The organism is Flavobacterium plurextorum (assembly GCF_002217395.1).
GTDB classification, from domain to species: Bacteria; Bacteroidota; Bacteroidia; order Flavobacteriales; family Flavobacteriaceae; genus Flavobacterium; species Flavobacterium plurextorum.
On sequence record NZ_MUHD01000024.1, the window covers coordinates 79,560 to 96,734 of the forward strand.

Below are 17,175 nucleotides of genomic sequence, written 5' to 3' on the forward strand. Positions count from 1 at the left end.
GTGCTATGGTTATTTGAGAAAATTTTAAGACAAATAAAACTAATATACAATCCTGATGAAAATCAGGATTTTTTTTTGAATATATGACAACGAAAATTGCAATACAAGGTATCAAAGGTTCTTTTCATCATCAGGTTGTAAAGGAGTATTTCTCTGAAAATGTGGAAATTGATGAGTGTTTGTCTTTTGAAGAATTGATTGACAGCCTGCTTTCAGGAAAATCGAATCAGGCAGTTATGGCAATTGAAAATTCGATTGCAGGACCAATTATTCCGAATTATGCTTTGATTGATAAGAATAATTTGCACATTATTGGAGAGCATTATTTAAACATTCAGCAAAATTTAATGGCTTTAAAAGGTCAGAAAATTGAGGACATAAAAGAAGTTCATTCGCACCCAATGGCACTTTTGCAATGCATGGATTTCTTGAAACAATATCCAAATATCAAATTGGTTGAGGATAAAGATACAGCCGAAACAGCAAGAAGAATTCAGGAAAAACAATTAACTGGAATTGCAGCAATTGCAAGTGTAACAGCTTCTGAAATGTATGATTTAGATATTATTGCGTCATCGATTCAAACGATTAAAAATAATATGACGCGTTTCGTAATCATCAAAAAGCAGAATTCATTTTTGCCAGAAAACGAAATCAACAGAGCTTCTGTAAAATTTGAATTAGATCATAAAAGAGGAAGTTTAGCAGCGGTTTTGAATGTAATGAGTGACTGCAAACTGAATTTGACAAAAATCCAGTCGCTTCCAAAAATTGAAACACCTTGGAAATATTCATTTTTCGTAGATGTGACGTTTGAGAAATACGAAGATTTTGCAAAAGCCAAAGCGTTATTAAATATAATGGCAGAATATTTTAAAGTTTTGGGAGAATATAAGAATACAAAGCCTCTGGCTGAGTCATAAAGTCGAAAGTCCAAAGAGAAAAGCATATAGCTTACGGCCTAAAGCCTAAAGCATTTTTTAATAAAAAACAGAAATGATTACAACAGCAAAAAGATTAGACACAGTTGAAGAATACTACTTCTCATCAAAATTGAGAGAAGTTCGTCAATTGATGTCTGAAGGAAAATCGATCATCAATATGGGAATTGGAAGCCCTGATTTGAGTCCGTCAAAAGCAGTAATTGAAGCAGTCGCTACGGCAATTCAAGACGAAAACGGGCATGGTTATCAAAGCTATCAGGGATTACCAGAATTGAGAAAAGGGATGGCCGATTTTTATCAGAATCAATTTGGTGTTGAATTAAATCCGAATAATGAGATTTTACCTTTGATGGGTTCAAAAGAAGGAATTATGCACATTTCGTTAGCATTTTTAAATGAAGGCGATCATGTTTTAATTCCGAATCCAGGTTATCCAACGTATACTTCGGTAACTAATTTAGTTGGAGCGGTTCCAGTTTATTATGATCTGAAAGAAGCAAATGCTTGGGAACCAGATTTTGAAGCTTTAGAAAAATTAGATCTGGAGAAAGTAAAAATCATGTGGCTGGGATATCCTCACATGCCAACAGGAGCGAGAGGAAGTTTCGCGTTATTTGAAAAATTGGTTGCTTTTGCTAAAAAACACAACATATTATTGATTAACGACAATCCGTATAGTTTTGTTTTGAATGATAATCCGATGAGTTTATTGCAAGTTGAAGGTGCAAAAGAAGTGGCTTTAGAATTGAATTCACTTAGTAAAACTTTCAACATGGCTGGCTGGAGAGTTGGAATGGTTTTAGGAAATCCTGAAATTATCGATGCAGTTCTAAAAGTAAAAAGCAACATGGACAGCGGAATGTTCTACGGAATTCAGAAAGGTGCCGTTGCAGCTTTAAATTGTGATAAATCTTGGTTCGAAGATCAAAATAAAATTTACAGACGCCGTAGAGAATTGACAGAGAAATTAGCTGAAAAGTTAAATTGTAAAGTTTATAAAGAAGGAGTTGGACTTTTTGTTTGGGCAAAACTTCCGGAAGGAATTGAATCAGCAGAGAAGTTCATTGACGAAATATTATATGAGAAACATATTTTCATTACACCGGGAACCATTTTTGGAAGTAACGGCGAAGGGTATATCAGATTCTCATTGTGTGTGAAAGAAGAAAAAGTACAAGAAGCGATTGATAGGTTTTAAGTATTAAGACTTTAGAATTAAGTATTAAGATTTTTATCCAGATTGTCAGGCTGAGCGAAGTCGAAGCCCGCGTTACAATTGGAGCGCCCTTCGACTTCGCTCAGGGTGACAGAAAAAATAAAAGGTCTTGAAAAAACGAGAAGCCCTAGCCCTGATAGAAGTGGAAATCCTTTTGCGACGGTCCCGAGGCTTCGGGAGGTGGAAAAGATTGAAACGGATAGCAGGAAGCAGCTTCTAATAAAAAGAAATATGAAAGTATACGTAATAGGAATAGGGTTAATAGGCGGTTCGATGGTGCTGGACATCAAAGACCAACATCCTGATTCGACGATTTTTGGGATTGACAGCAACGAAAAACATTTGCAGGAAGCCATTAATTTAGGAGTTATCGACGAAGCGGGAAGTTTTGAAGATTTGGCTGAAGCTGATTTTGTGATCGTTTCGGTTCCAGTGGATGTGGCGCTGACGGTTTTGCCAAAAGTTCTGGATCAAGTTGGAGATAAAACGATTGTTTTTGAGGTTGGTTCGACGAAAAAGCCAATTTGTGAAGCAGTAGCAAGTCATCCGAAAAGAAGAAATTTTATTGCCACGCATCCGATAGCGGGAACGGAGTTTTCAGGGCCTTCGGCGGCGATAAAAGGTTTGTTTAAAGGGAAAACAAACATTATTTGCGAAGTGGAAAAAACCACTTTTAAATTGCAGGAAAAGGCGTTAAAGCTTTTCAGCGAAATTGGAATGAGGATTCGATATATGGATCCAACTTCGCACGACAAACACATTGCTTACGTTTCACATTTGTCGCACATTAGTTCGTTTATGTTGGGAAAAACGGTAATGAATAAAGAAAAAGACGAACAGGATATTTTTGATATGGCGGGTAGTGGATTTGAAAGTACGGTTCGTTTAGCAAAAAGTTCGCCAGCGATGTGGACACCAATTTTTAAGCAAAATAAAGAGCACGTTCTGGAAACATTAGAAGAATATATTTCAAATCTCAGTCGGTTTAGGGATTTGCTAAAAGAAGAAGATTACAAAGCCATTTTTGAAGAAATGGAAAGCACAAATAAAATAAAAGAAATACTAAACGGATTAACAACAACTAAAAAGTAAATTAGAATTAAGATGGAAAATAAGAAAGAAATGAGAAAGTGGTTAGAAGATTTCAATTTAAATCACCCACTTGTGATAGCTGGACCATGTAGTGCAGAAACGGAAGATCAAGTATTGAAAATTGCTCACGAATTGAAAGATTCAAAAGTTAGCGTATTCAGAGCAGGAATTTGGAAACCAAGAACGCGTCCAGGAGGATTTGAAGGTGTTGGAGAAATTGGTTTAAAATGGTTACAAAAAGCTAAAGCTGAAACTGGTTTATTGATGGGTACTGAAGTTGCAACTGCAGCGCACTGTAAACTAGCTTTAGAACATGATATTGATGTTTTATGGGTTGGTGCTCGTACAACTGCAAACCCTTTTGCGGTTCAGGAAATTGCTGATACTTTGAAAGGAACTGATAAAATCGTTTTGGTTAAAAATCCAGTAAACCCAGATTTAGCTTTATGGTTAGGTGGTGTTGAGCGTTTACACATGGCTGGAATCGAGAAATTAGGTGTTATTCACAGAGGTTTCTCTACTTACGAAAAAACAAAATACAGAAACATTCCAGAATGGCAGATTGCTATCGAATTGCAAAATAAATTCCCTGATTTACCATTAATCATCGATCCATCTCACATTACTGGAGATCGTAAAATGATTTTTGAAGTAACTCAAGAGGCTTTAGATTTGAACTACGATGGTATGATTATCGAAACACACATCGATCCAGACAACGCTTGGTCTGATGCTGCGCAGCAAGTTACTCCAGATGTTTTGAAACAAATCATTAAAGATTTGACTATCAGAAAAACAGATGATACTACAGATGAGTACAGCCAAAAAATGACTAAACTAAGAGCTAACATCGACGTTCTTGATGCTAACTTATTAGAATTGTTAGGAAAACGTATGAAAGTGGCTGACGAAATTGGTCAGGTTAAAAAAGATGCGAACGTTGCGATTCTTCAAAACAATCGTTGGAACGAAATCTTAGGAAAAATGATTCTTGAAGGTGAGAAAAAAGGTCTTACTGAAGAGTTTGTTTTAAGAATGTTCAAAGCAATTCACCAAGAAAGTATTGGTCACCAAGAGAAAATTTTCAACGCATAATTTTTTCTAAACCATATAAGTGCTATAAGTTAATTTGAAATTTCTTATAGCACGATTTTAAAAATAGATTGTTTTTTTATATTAAATCTCCATTGTTTTCGGACTTTGGGGATTTTTTTTTGTCCTAATTTTAAATAGAAAATAAAGCAGATAAAATAATTAATTACTCCTTAAAAAGAAACAATTGTTTACTTGTCGAGAACTTGGTTTTAAAAATAAGGAAAAGAGCAGTTAAATTATCGAAAACAGTATAGTTCAGTATAAGTGATGAATACGATTTAAGATCTCACATATTATACTGATTAATTCAAATCGAATGCGGTATGTTTGATGTACTTTCTATCATAAGTATATAAAACATGTACTTTTTTATCAGTAGTCTGGATGATTGCCGGATAGCTGAATTCACCTTTTTCCTGTTTTTCCAGATCAAATAATTTTTTCCAGTTCAGACCATCTTTTGAATATTCTACATCCAAAATATTTCTTCCGTTAAACCAGTCTTTTCCTTTCGGTAATGGATTGTTTACCAATAAAAAAAGGTTTTTATTTATGGTTAAAGCATCTATTCCTGAATTAGAATTGATCACATTGATTGTATTGGTTCTTATCCAGCTTTTCCCGTTATCTCCAGACCAGCTTGAAACTATTTTATTGTGTTTGCTTCGGGATAACATCTGAATATCTGTAGCACTATGAATTAAAAATGCTGGCTGAATGACATTAAAGTTCTGACGGTTTTCTACCGCTATTTTCTTCCAAGAATCAGTCGCTTCTGTATATTCTTCAACATGGATTCTCCATTCGTCAGTATTAACACTTTCTGTACTGCTCCCACATAAAATTATTCCTGGAATAGTTTCAATTGGTTTATTACGAATTGGTCCGTAAATTCCATCTGGAAGGTATTTTGGTTCTCCCCAAGTTGTTCCGTTATCTTTGGAAACAATCATAGCACCAAACCATTCTCTTGGATTTTTTCCTGTTTTGTAAAACAAATACAAGTTCTGGCTTTTAGCTTTAAAAAGAACCGGATTCCAGCAAGGGAGTGTATCAGTACCTTTTATTAAAGGCTGAATCAATTCTTTTGGTGCCGACCATTTTTTATCTTTATAAGCTGAAATATAAATTCCGACATCTTTTGATCCTTCATATTTTCCTCCAAACCAAGCAGCTAAAATCTCATTTGGCTTGTATTCCACTAAAGTTGATGCGTGGCTGGTTGTCGTCACGGGTGGATCTGTAATATAACTGCTTTCTATATTAATTGCTTTTGTCTGTGCTTTCAATCCGTTAGAAACAAGAAAGGTTGTCAATAAAGCTGCTACAGCATATTTTGTTTTCAATATCATTTTATTCTTTTTTTGAGATGTAATAGAAAAATGATGCAGATTTTTAAATCCATCATTTACTTGTTGAATATAATTAAATAATTTGATTTTTGATATGATTCGAAAGGTATGTAAAGATAAATTTATTGATATATTGAATTCGGTTAAAGCTCTTGTTTTTTCCGATATTTTTGTTTTAAAACCTTCAAAAGTTTTGACATAGTTTCTTTTAATAAAAAACGAAGAAGATTTTTTTTGCTTACATTTTTTATTCAACTTTTTGCCTAAAAATAAAACGATTATTTTAATCGAAATTCAAAAAGAGGCTTTTTAAGGGAAGACTAAAAAGGAAATAAAACTGCTAATCAGGAAAATCTGCGAGAAAAAATATTCGCTCGCAGATTTTGCAGACCAAACAGATAAAAATAAAATAATTATCTTCCCAACCTTTTAATGTCTTTTGTTCTCTATAACAATATAAACCTTAATTTTTGTGTCATGAAATTAAAATTGTTTTCGTCTGCGCCTGGCAGTTTTCAAATGAATTTGAATGTTTTGCTTTTCTTTCTGTTTTTTATTGGAACGAAAACTTTCGCACAAAGTCCTGAACTTACCGTTAAAGGAGAAGAAGCTGAAAAAGTGAGAATGAGTAAACTTTTTGTGAATGTAAAAGTGGTAGGAAACATTGCTTATACGACTGCTGAAATGCATTTTTTTAACTCGGGAACTCGTCAAATGGAAGCAGAACTTATTTTTCCACTGCCTGAAAACGTTTCGGTTTCAAGATATGCGATAGACATCAATGGCAAACTACGTGAAGCAGTTCCGGTAAATAAAAATAAAGGGAAACAAGTTTTTGAAGCTATCGAACATCGTCGTGTTGATCCGGGATTATTAGAAAAAGTAGATGGAAATAATTTTAAAACAAGAATTTATCCGTTGATGCCAAATGGAGAACGAACAGTTGTTATTGGTTATGAAGAAGAACTTTCGGCTTTTGATAAAGATAATCTGGCGTATCAATTGGTAAGTCGATTTCCAAAGAAATTAGATCAGTTTGAAATTAATGTTACTGTTTTGGGAACTTCGACTGCGCCAATTGTTACTGAGAGCTCAGAGAAAGAAATCTCGTTTTCAAAATGGAACCAATCTTTCCAGGCATCCGTAAAAAAAGAAAATTATGAGCCTGCAGAAAAAATAGTTATTAAAATTCCAATTCAGCAAAATATCCCAAGTGTTATGATGCAGGATGCTGGCGGTCAATATTATTTTTATGGAAATACTTTTATAGAGGGAAATAAAATTGCTAAAAAAAATCCGGCTTCAATTGGTTTGATTTGGGATAATTCATTGAGCTGTAAAAACCGAGATTTAAAGAAAGAATTGGATTTGCTTGATGCTTATTTCCAAAAAAATAAAAATACAAAAGTGACTTTGTACTTTTTAAATTACACTTTCGAAAAGCAAAAAGAATTTGTGATTTCTAACGGAAATTGGACTGAATTAAAAACCGTTTTAGAAAATACAAAATACGATGGTGGAACGCGTTATTCACAAATTAGTTTTGAAAATCAGGATGAGTTTTTATTTTTCTCTGATGGATTATCTTCTTTAAGTGAAAACCTTCTGCCAAAAACTAAAAAGCAGGTTTATACTATTACTTCTTCTGTATCTGCTGATTTTTCTTTTCTGAATTATTCGGCAATGAAAACGGGAGGGAACTTTATCAATTTAAATCAGATAAGTGCTGAAACTGCTCTGGATAAATTAACGAATGCGAGTTTGAAATTTTTAGGAATAAAAGAAAATTTAACTACAACTGATTTATTTCCAATGGAAGGAACTCCGGTTTCAGGGAATTTTAGTTTTTCAGGAATTTCTTTGAATCCGAAAAATGAAATTACTTTATTATTCGGCTATAATAATGAAGCTGTTTTAGAAAAGAAAATTACGCTTGATGCAGCTGTTCAAAGTTCTGCTGATGTAAATATTGAAAAACTTTGGGCGCAAAAAAAAATTGCGAATTTTGAATTGCAATATGCTAAAAACGCAGATGAAATCGAGTTTCTTGGAAAGAAATTCGGCATTGTAACCAAAAATACTTCACTGATTGTTCTGGAAAATGTGAGAGATTATATTATGTACGATATTATTCCGCCAGCAGAATTACGTTCTGAATTTGACAGAATTAAAAAACAGGAACATGATACTAATGTGGCTCAGCAAAAAAGTAATTGGGACAATATAGAAAGTTATTTTAATGGATTAAATGTTTGGTGGAAAAAGAATCTTAAGTATAATGGACAAAAAATAGCATCTAAGTATAAACACAATAGACAAGTTCCAGGGCCGCCGCCGCCGCCAAGTGCTGAAGGCAGAAATGGGGATATAAGAATTGGAACTGAGGCTATAGTTGGAACTGAAACTATAAAAGGAGATCCTGATGCTGCTGTAACAATAGACGAACCTGTTGGAGCAGGATCAGTTTCAACTGTTATTGTGGAAGATAATGCTGTGTATAATACATCTACTCCGCCAAAGACTGATCAGGTAAAATTTGTTGCGCCTGTGGTTGCAAAAGCACAAGAGGTTACTGAGGATGTGCCAAAAATTACCGAATTAAAAGATAAAAAAGTTGGCAGTGAAGAAATACAAAGAGAGACGAATGCCGCTAAATTACAAGAAACAGTTGTGGCAGGTTATCTCCCAGAAAATGCTTCAAAAAACAAAGACCTTTCACAAGATTTAAATTTCAGTAGAGGTTATTTAGCTGGAGATTCAAAAAAGCCTTTAATTATAGTTGATGGTCAGTTTTATGAGGGTGAATTGACCGATTTAAAGTCAGATGATATTGATACAGTAGATGTTTTGAAAGATGCGTCTAGAATTGCTTCTTATGGCAGCAGAGGGGCAAATGGAGTTATTATCATAACAACGAAAAAGAAATCTTCAAATAGTGGAATTGTACAAACAAAAAGTTGGAATCCAGATCGATTGTATTTGAAAGCTTTAGCAAAAGTGCCAAAAGAAAAACAATACGATTTGTATTTTGAATTGAGAAAATCGCAGGAAAGAAACCCAAGTTTTTATTTTGATGTAGCTCACTTTTTTTACAATCAGGGCGATTTTAAAAAAGCATTGCTGATCATTAGCAATATTGCCGATTTAGGCTTAGAGAATCATCAGCTTTATAAAACTTTGACTTATACTTTGCGTCAGTGGAAAGATTATAATGATGCAGTTTTTACCGCAAAACAAGTCGTAAAATGGAGAGAACATGAACCGCAGAGTTTTAGAGATTATGCTTTAACACTAGAAGATGCTGGAAAATATCAAGAAGCATTTGATGAATTAATTAAAGCACTTGAAGTGAATTATTATGGAGAAATGAGCGGTCAGTATGAAGGTGTAGAAGATATTATTTTAATGGATGTTAACCGTATGATAACAGCACATTCTAGCATAAAAACGGGTAAGCTTGATAAAAAGTACCTTGCTAAAATGCCAGTTGATATCAGAGTCATTATGAATTGGAACCAAATGGATGTTGATTTGGATTTGCATGTAATTGAACCAACAAATGAAGAATGTTACTACAGCCATACTTCTACACAAATTGGAGGAAGATTTTCTAAAGATTTTACCGAGGGTTATGGCCCGGAACAATATATAATCAGAAATGCGGTAAAAGGGAAATATCAAATTAAAACCAATTATTTTGGAGAAACTGAATTAACAGAAAATGGTCCGGCAACATTAATGGTCGAAATTTATATTACGAGAGCAGGAAAAACTTCCAGAACTTTAAAAACAATTCAGTTAGGGAAAATAAAAGAGAATCAAGCTTTAGCCGAAATTATCTGGTAAAGTCTGCAAATTAAAAGGATGTCTTTCAAATTTAAAAGGCGAAATTACGTTGTTCCATTCTAAAAACGTAATTTTGCCTTTTTCTCGATAGCTTTCGGGACTAAAATCTGATATCTAAAATTATAGAATGACAGGAACCGTTTATAAATCTACAGGAAGTTGGTATACCGTAAAATCTGAAAAAGGCGATTTTATCGAATGCCGCATGAAAGGGAAGTTTAGAATGAAAGGGATTAAAAGTACTAATCCTATTGCTGTAGGCGATATTGTCGATTATGAATTAGAAGAAACTTCAGATACCTTAACAGGAACAATTCATAAAATTCACGAAAGAAAAAATTATATCGTTCGTAAATCGGTTAACTTGTCTAAGCAGATTCATATTATTGCTTCTAATATAGATCAAGTTTTTTTGTTGGTTACAATTGATAATCCGCCAACAACGACAAGCTTTATTGATCGTTTTTTGGTTACTGCCGAAGCATACGGAATTGAAGCTGTTCTAATTTTTAATAAAATTGATACGCTCAATGAACAGACATTAGACGATCAGCTTTATTTACAGCATATTTACACCGAAATAGGATATAAATGCCTCAGAATTTCTTCAACAGAAAATAAAGGCGTTGATAAACTGAAAGAAATGATGATAGGTAAAGTCAGCATGTTTTCTGGACATTCTGGAGTTGGGAAATCAACTCTGGTGAATGCGATGGAACCAAGTCTTCATTTAAAAACTACAGTAATTTCAGAACAAAGCAAGCAAGGACAGCACACTACAACTTTTGCTGAAATGTATGATTTGTCATTTGATGCTAGAATTATCGATACACCTGGAATTAAAGGTTTTGGGATTGTCGATATGGAACCAACAGAAATCAGCGGTTATTTTCCAGAATTTTTTAAGCTTAAAGATCAATGTAAGTTCAACAACTGTTTACATAAAGAAGAACCGCATTGTGCTATAAAAGCAGCTTTAGAAAAAGACGAAATTGCTTGGTCGCGTTACAATAGTTATCTTAAAATATTGGAAGGAGATGAAGAACATTACCGAACTGATATTTATGGTGATGATCGTGCAGCAAGTGATGAAACAAGAAAATAGCCATTTACATTTCATAACCAGCATTTTACACTTTAAAAAGGTCATTCTACTACCAAAATAATATTTTAATTCATGAAAATTGTTCTTCAAAGAGTTTCAGAAGCTTCCGTTACTGTTGACGGAGAAAAAACAGCCGACATTAAAAAAGGATTATTGGTTTTAGTTGGAATTGAAGATGCCGATACTCAGGAAGATATTGACTGGCTTTCGGGAAAAATCATTAAAATGAGAATTTTTGGTGATGAAAATGATGTTATGAACTGCTCAGTTCAGGATATCGACGGCGACATAATTGTTGTTAGCCAATTTACACTTCACGCCTCTACAAAAAAAGGAAACCGACCATCTTATATAAAAGCTGCAAAACCTGAATTTGCGATTCCGATGTATGAGAACTTTGTAAAATCTTTAGAAAAAGAGTTTAATAAAAAAGTGCAAACTGGAATTTTTGGTGCAGATATGAAGGTAAGTCTTATAAATGACGGTCCTGTAACTATTTTAATAGACAGTAAAAACAGAGATTAAAAAATCATTAGACAAATGTTAAGAATTTCTAAAAATAATATATATTTGACGAAATTACTTACTAATGAAAACCGCTTTTATTGCGTTATTTTTTTTCTCATTTGCCACCATTTCTTTTGCTCAAAAGGGTGAATATTCTGTTTTAACCATTGCAGACAGTTTAAAAGAGAATGCCAATGCCGTTGTTCGTTTAGATCAAACGGATATTACTATTGTTTCACAGCGAAGTATGAATATTAAAACACTGAGAGCTGTTACAGTATTAAATGAAAAAGGCATAAGAGCTGTAAGTGCTTCTGAAAATTATAATAAAAGAAGCTCTGTCAAAAATATTGAAGCAACTGTCTATGATGCCTTTGGCAGTGAGGTTAAAAAAATCAAACGTAAAGATTTTAAAGATGTCAGTGCAGTAGATGGAGTTACACTTGCTTCAGATGCTAGATATATTTATTTAGATTATACTCCAACCTCATATCCTTTTACAATAGTCTATACCAGTGAAACTGAAACTTCAAATACGGCTTTTCTTCCGCGTTGGTATCCTTTAGATCAATATTTTGTAAGTGTAGAAAAATCTATTTTAAATGTAAAATATCCTAATAATCTTGGCTTTAGAAAGAAGGAAAGTCTATTGTCGGTTTTTGATATAAAAAAAACAGATGATACAGAAAGCCAACTTTCATATACCGCAAAAAACATTACAGCTCAAAGACCTGAGGATTATAGTCCTGCATTTAATGAATTGTATCCAAAAGTGGTTATGAGTCTTGAATACTTTAATCTAGAAGGAATTGATGGAAATGCAAAAGACTGGAAGGAGTATGGAAAGTGGTTTTCAGAAAAAATATTAGCAGAAACAATAGTATTGCCTGAGGAAACCAAAACCAAGATAAAGTCACTTGCGGGAAATGAATCAGATCCTATAAAAAAAGCAAAAATTATTTATCAATATGTGCAGGAGAAATCCAGATATGTGAGTATTCAATTAGGTATTGGAGGATTCAAACCTATGCTGGCAACAGATGTTGATCGTTTAGGTTATGGAGATTGTAAAGCATTATCAAATTATACAAGGGCACTTTTAGATGTTGTAGGAGTTCCATCATATTATACTGAATTATATGGTGATCGTGATTTAAGAGATATAGATGAGGATTTCTTTTCGATAGAAGGAAATCATGTAGTTTTATGTATACCAAATAACGATAAACATGTTTTTTTAGAATGTACGAGTCAACAGGATCCTTTTGGATATCAGGCAAATTTTACAGACAATAGAAAAGTTATCGTAATTAAACCTGACGGAGGCGAAATAATCAGAACAAAAATTTATGAATCAAAAGATAATACTCAATTCAGTAAAGGAAACTATTCTTTAGATGAAAATGGCATTTTTTCAGGTAAAGTAAATATTGTTTCTGAAGGTTCTCAATACGGAATTAAACAACAAATTGAAAAACTGCAGCCTACAGAAAAAGAAGCGCATTATAAAAAGTACTGGGACAACATAAACAACATCAAATTAGGTAAAATAGCATTTGAAAACGATAAAGAAAATATTCGTTTCTCTGAAGATGTACAGTTAACCGCAACTAATTATGGTGCTGTAACAGGAAATAAAATGATTTTTGCTGTTGATGCCTTCAATCAAAATTCTGAAAATGTAAAGCGAATAAGAAACCGTAAAAATCCATTTCAAATTCAACGCGGTTACTTAGATACAGATGAAATTGAAATAAATCTTCCTGCCGGTTTCAGTATCGAATTCCTTCCTCAAAATTATGAGCTTAAAGGAAAATTCGGAGAATATAAAACAGAGATAATTAAAAAAGAAAATAATAAGCTAACCTATAAAAGGTCTATGTTTCTAAATCGCGGAAAATACTCTAGTAAAGAATATGATGAGTATAGACTTTTTATGGAGCAAGTGTCACGTAATGATAATGCTAAAATTATATTAACCAAAAACTAACCAAAAACTAACCAAAATGAAATTTAGTAAACCTTTATGTTTATCAATTCTGTTGTTGTTTGTTTCAAAAATAAGCGCACAGGATTTTAAATTAGGGAAAGTATCAATTGCAGAATTACAACAAAAGGTACATCCCAAAGATTCATCGGCAGTAGCTGCTGTTTTGTACACAAAAGGAGAAGCCAGAATTGAATATGATCCCAGCAATGGTTTTGTTACCTTAACGGATGTAGAAACGAGAATTAAAATTTATAAAAAAGAAGGTTACAGCTGGGCAAATCAAGCAGTCTGGTATTGGAATACTACTAACCTAAAAGAACGCGTATTTTTTACAGATGCCGTTACTTATAATTTAGTTGATGGTAAAATTGAAAAAACAAAACTTAAAAGCGATGGTACTTTTGATGAAGTGATTACTAAATACAAAGGACAAAAGAAAATTACAATGCCAAATGTAAAAGAAGGCTCAGTAATCGAATTTAGATATACAATCAAATGTCCAAGTGATCGATTGATAAGAGAATGGGATTTTCAAACCAGTATCCCAGTAAATTATTCTGAGTTTTCAGTACATATTCCTGAATATTATGTTTTTAATTCAAGACAAAAAGGATATGTTTTTCCTAAAGTAACGACTCTTAAGAATTCAAAATCGGTAACATTTACTACTAAAGAAAGATCTGGAGGAAATTCTGGTACAGCTACTGTGACTGAGTTTTCGAGAGATAAAGTAGATTATTTGGAAACTGAAACTACTTATGTGGCAGTTGATTTTCCTGCGATGAAAGAAGAAGATTATGTTAATAATATTGATAATTATACATCAAGTATTCAGTATGAGTTATCGGCCACAAAATTTCCAAATTCACCAATGAAAGAATATTCTACAAATTGGAGTTCAGTTGTGAAAACAATTTATGAATATGATGATTTTGGTCCTGAGCTAAATAAAACAGGCTATTTTGAAGAGGATTTAACAAAGCTGTTAGCTGGATTAAATACACCTGAAGAACGAATTTGGGCAATTTTTAATCATGTGAAATCGAATGTAAAATGGAATGGTTATACAGGTTATGGCTGTGAAAATGGAGTTAAAAAAGCATACAAAGAAAAAACAGGAAATATAGCCGATATTAATTTAATGCTTACTGCAATGCTGCGTCATTCTGGATTAAAAGCGCATCCAGTTTTAGTAAGTACAAGATCTAACGGAATTGCATTGTTTCCTAATAGATCAGCATTCAATTATGTAATTGCAGCTGTAGAAACACCAAATGGAAATATTTTAATAGATGCCACAGATAAATATTCTACACCAAATGTTTTGCCTTTAAGAGCTCTAAACTGGTCTGGAAGATTAATTAGAAAAGACGGAACTTCTGAGGAGATTGACTTAATGCCGAGTAAAACATCAAGTGATGCTGTTTCTCTAAGTTATACCATTGAAGCCGATGGTAAAATTTCAGGAAAAGCAAGAAGACAATCTACAGATTATAATGCAATGGTTAAAAGAGAGAATTCTTATAGTGTAAAACAAGAAGATTATCTTGAGAAATTGGAAAATCAAAATGGCAAAATTGAAATAAGCGAATATAAAAGAACAAATGAGAAAGAAATTTTGTTGCCGGCTATTGAGTCTTACTCATTTACAGGATCAAATTTATGTGAATTAATTGGAGATAAAATATACGTTAGCCCAATGTTGTTTTTTACCAATGATAAAAATCCGTTCAAACAAGAAGCTCGTGAATATCCGGTAGATTTTAGTTTTCCGTTTTTAGAAAAATATAATATTACCATTAAAATTCCAGAAGGATTTACAGTTGAAACAATACCAGCTCAAAGTGTTGTAAGTATGGAAGGTGATTTAGGGACTTTTAAATACAATATAGCAGCAAACGGAAATTTTCTTCAGTTAACAATTGCACATCAAATCAATGAAGCAATTGTGTCTGCTGAAAACTATGATATGTTGAAAGATTATTATAAAGCGATGGTTGCAAAAGAAACAGAAAAAATAGTTTTAAAACGTATTTAGTATGTTGCGATTTCTTCTGATTTGTACAGCATTCTTGTGGAATAGTTTTGATATCCAGGCGCAAAGATATGAGCTTGGAAAAGTCACTATTGACGAATTACAGGAAAAAATGCACCCTGCAGATTCTTCTGCTCCAGCAGCGATTTTATTTAAAAAAGGGAAAACAGTTTTTAACTATAATGGGAAAACAGGTTTTTCTGCAATTCATACTTATGAATTTAAAATCAAAATATACAAAAAAGAAGGCCTCAAATGGGCAAATCAGAAAGTGCGTTATTATGTTGGCTATCAGAATTTAAATGAAGAATTATTAACATTTTCAAATGCAGTCACATACAATCTTGAAGATGGAAAAATTGAAAAAACAAAGCTTGGTAATCAAGCGTTGTTCAAGAAGACAATTAACGAATATTGGAATGAAAAATCAATTACATTCCCAAATGTAAAAGTTGGATCTGTAATAGAATATAAATACGTTTTAAAGTCTGAAAACATTGTTCAATTTCCTGATTTTGATTTTCAATATAGTATTCCTTTAAATTATTTTGAATATAAAACAGAGTTTCCAGAATTTTATATCTATAAAAGTCTTTTAGTTGGTAATCATGTCTTAGAAAGCGATTCTAAAATTGTAATGGGAAGTCAGAATTTTACAGATAAATACGACCAAAGTCGTGTGATGACTTACAAGCAGATTAATGCGGTTTATTCTGGAAAAAACATACCTGCGCTAAAAGAAGAACCCTATGTCAATAATATAGAGAACTACCGAGGCTGTGTCAAACATGAATTAGAACGTGTCCGAATGCCGGATGAGCCTGTAAAGGATTATACAATAACATGGGAAGGTGTAGCTACTACTATTTTTAAAGAAGATCGTTTTGGAAAAGAACTCAGTAATAATAGTTTTTTGATTGAAGACGTAAAAAAAGTAGTTACAAATGTTTCTTCTCAAAATGACAGAATGAATGCTATTTTTCAGTTCGTTCAGAATAAAATGAACTGGAATGAAATTAATAGCTTATATACAGATAAAGGAATTGAAAAAGCATATAAAGATCAAACCGGAAATATTGCAGAAATCAATTTTATACTCTTAAATATGTTGAAATGGGCAGGAATAGAAGCAAATCCTGTTTTGGTGAGCACAATTGAAAATGGAATCCCAATTTATCCTACAAGGACTGGATTTAATTATGTAATTGCAGCAGTTGAAATTGATGGAAAGCAAATTTTATTAGATGCATCTAGAAAATTCACAGTACCAGATATACTTCCTTTAAATGTTTTAAACTGGAAAGGAAGATTAATTAAGAGCGACGGAACGTCAAAAGAAATTGATTTAGTTCCTGCAAAACCTTCAAAAGAAAGTGTCAATATAAGCTTTAGGCTTAATGAAAATGGAAAAATTGATGGAAAAATTAGAATTCAAAGAACAGATTATAAAGCTTATAAATTTAGAATTGAAAACGGAAAACAAAATCAGGAGAATTATCTTGAAAAATTGGAGCAACAGCTTGGCAATCTGAAGATTTCAGATTATTTAGTAACTAATAAAATCTCCAATATTTCTGATCCGCTTATAGAAGCCTTCAGTTTTGAAACTGATAATTTTGTAGAAATGATAGGAGGAAAATTATATATAAGTCCCATGTTGTTTTATACGCAGTCAAAAAATCCTTTTGTACAGGACGATAGACAAATGGGGGTTTATTTTGGATATCCTACACAAGAGAAAGTTTTTGCAATTTTAGAAATTCCGCAAGGTTATATTGTAGAAATGCTGCCAAAATCAACTAGACTTTCTCTCGAAGATAAGTCTATAAGTTTATCATTAAATATTTTAAACGAGGGAAACAAAATCCAATTTAGCTTTTCAAAAGACATTAACAATAGTATTTTTGCAGCTGAAGATTACAATGCATTGAAAACTATGTTTCAAAAAATGATTGCTAGTCAAAATGAAAAAATTGTTCTAAAAAAAGCTTAA

General features: G+C 32.7%; 11 protein-coding genes. 10 read left to right on the plus strand and 1 reads right to left on the minus strand.

The window, feature by feature from the left end:
• Positions 1–83 precede the first annotated feature (83 nt).
• From B0A81_RS13195 to B0A81_RS13210, 4 genes are all read left to right on the plus strand, one after another.
• Positions 84–923: a prephenate dehydratase gene (locus B0A81_RS13195; RefSeq protein ID WP_089058468.1), complete on the plus strand. Its 840-nt coding sequence runs from the start codon at positions 84–86 to the stop codon at positions 921–923.
• 73 nt (positions 924–996) lie between these two features.
• A complete protein-coding gene (locus tag B0A81_RS13200; RefSeq protein WP_089058469.1) occupies positions 997–2,142 on the plus strand; it encodes a pyridoxal phosphate-dependent aminotransferase in 1,146 nt (381 codons plus the stop codon).
• 249 nt (positions 2,143–2,391) lie between these two features.
• Positions 2,392–3,252: a prephenate dehydrogenase gene (locus B0A81_RS13205; protein WP_089058501.1), complete on the plus strand. Its 861-nt coding sequence runs from the start codon at positions 2,392–2,394 to the stop codon at positions 3,250–3,252.
• A gap of 12 nt (positions 3,253–3,264) precedes the next feature.
• A complete protein-coding gene (locus B0A81_RS13210) occupies positions 3,265–4,347 on the plus strand; it encodes a bifunctional 3-deoxy-7-phosphoheptulonate synthase/chorismate mutase type II (protein WP_089054266.1) in 1,083 nt (360 codons plus the stop codon).
• 302 nt (positions 4,348–4,649) lie between these two features.
• Here B0A81_RS13210 and B0A81_RS13215 read toward each other — a convergent pair whose 3' ends face one another.
• Positions 4,650–5,699 (minus strand): sialidase family protein, encoded by a 1,050-nt coding sequence (locus B0A81_RS13215; RefSeq protein WP_089058502.1) that lies wholly within the window; start codon positions 5,697–5,699, stop codon positions 4,650–4,652.
• Between the two features lie 477 nt (positions 5,700–6,176).
• Between B0A81_RS13215 and B0A81_RS13220 the strand changes: the two genes are divergently transcribed.
• From B0A81_RS13220 to B0A81_RS13245, 6 genes are all read left to right on the plus strand, one after another.
• A complete protein-coding gene (locus B0A81_RS13220; protein ID WP_244281420.1) occupies positions 6,177–9,545 on the plus strand; it encodes a VIT domain-containing protein in 3,369 nt (1,122 codons plus the stop codon).
• Positions 9,546–9,672: 127 nt separating this feature from the next.
• A complete protein-coding gene (rsgA, locus tag B0A81_RS13225; protein ID WP_089058470.1) occupies positions 9,673–10,650 on the plus strand; it encodes a ribosome small subunit-dependent GTPase A in 978 nt (325 codons plus the stop codon).
• Positions 10,651–10,722: 72 nt separating this feature from the next.
• Complete coding sequence (dtd, locus tag B0A81_RS13230; RefSeq protein WP_089058471.1) at positions 10,723–11,175, plus strand: D-aminoacyl-tRNA deacylase; 453 nt, start codon at positions 10,723–10,725, stop codon at positions 11,173–11,175.
• 64 nt (positions 11,176–11,239) lie between these two features.
• Complete coding sequence (locus tag B0A81_RS13235; protein WP_089058472.1) at positions 11,240–13,147, plus strand: DUF3857 domain-containing protein; 1,908 nt, start codon at positions 11,240–11,242, stop codon at positions 13,145–13,147.
• Between the two features lie 16 nt (positions 13,148–13,163).
• Entirely contained in the window at positions 13,164–15,185 is a 2,022-nt protein-coding gene (locus tag B0A81_RS13240; RefSeq protein WP_089058473.1) for a DUF3857 domain-containing protein, read from the plus strand.
• A 1-nt stretch (position 15,186) separates the two neighbouring features.
• On the plus strand, positions 15,187–17,175 hold the full coding sequence (locus tag B0A81_RS13245; protein WP_089058474.1) for a DUF3857 domain-containing protein: 1,989 nt from the start codon (positions 15,187–15,189) through the stop codon (positions 17,173–17,175).

Excerpts from the sequence above, each read along its gene's own strand:
- B0A81_RS13210 (WP_089054266.1), top strand. The coding sequence starts at position 3,265 with ATGGAAAATAAGAAAGAAATGAGAAAGTGGTTAGAAGATTTCAATTTA.
- dtd (WP_089058471.1), top strand. The coding sequence starts at position 10,723 with ATGAAAATTGTTCTTCAAAGAGTTTCAGAAGCTTCCGTTACTGTTGAC.
- B0A81_RS13220 (WP_244281420.1), top strand. The coding sequence starts at position 6,177 with ATGAAATTAAAATTGTTTTCGTCTGCGCCTGGCAGTTTTCAAATGAAT.
- B0A81_RS13245 (WP_089058474.1), top strand. The coding sequence starts at position 15,187 with ATGTTGCGATTTCTTCTGATTTGTACAGCATTCTTGTGGAATAGTTTT.
- B0A81_RS13195 (WP_089058468.1), top strand. The coding sequence starts at position 84 with ATGACAACGAAAATTGCAATACAAGGTATCAAAGGTTCTTTTCATCAT.
- rsgA (WP_089058470.1), top strand. The coding sequence starts at position 9,673 with ATGACAGGAACCGTTTATAAATCTACAGGAAGTTGGTATACCGTAAAA.
- B0A81_RS13215 (WP_089058502.1), bottom strand. The coding sequence starts at position 5,699 with ATGATATTGAAAACAAAATATGCTGTAGCAGCTTTATTGACAACCTTT.
- B0A81_RS13205 (WP_089058501.1), top strand. The coding sequence starts at position 2,392 with ATGAAAGTATACGTAATAGGAATAGGGTTAATAGGCGGTTCGATGGTG.
- B0A81_RS13235 (WP_089058472.1), top strand. The coding sequence starts at position 11,240 with ATGAAAACCGCTTTTATTGCGTTATTTTTTTTCTCATTTGCCACCATT.
- B0A81_RS13200 (WP_089058469.1), top strand. The coding sequence starts at position 997 with ATGATTACAACAGCAAAAAGATTAGACACAGTTGAAGAATACTACTTC.
- B0A81_RS13240 (WP_089058473.1), top strand. The coding sequence starts at position 13,164 with ATGAAATTTAGTAAACCTTTATGTTTATCAATTCTGTTGTTGTTTGTT.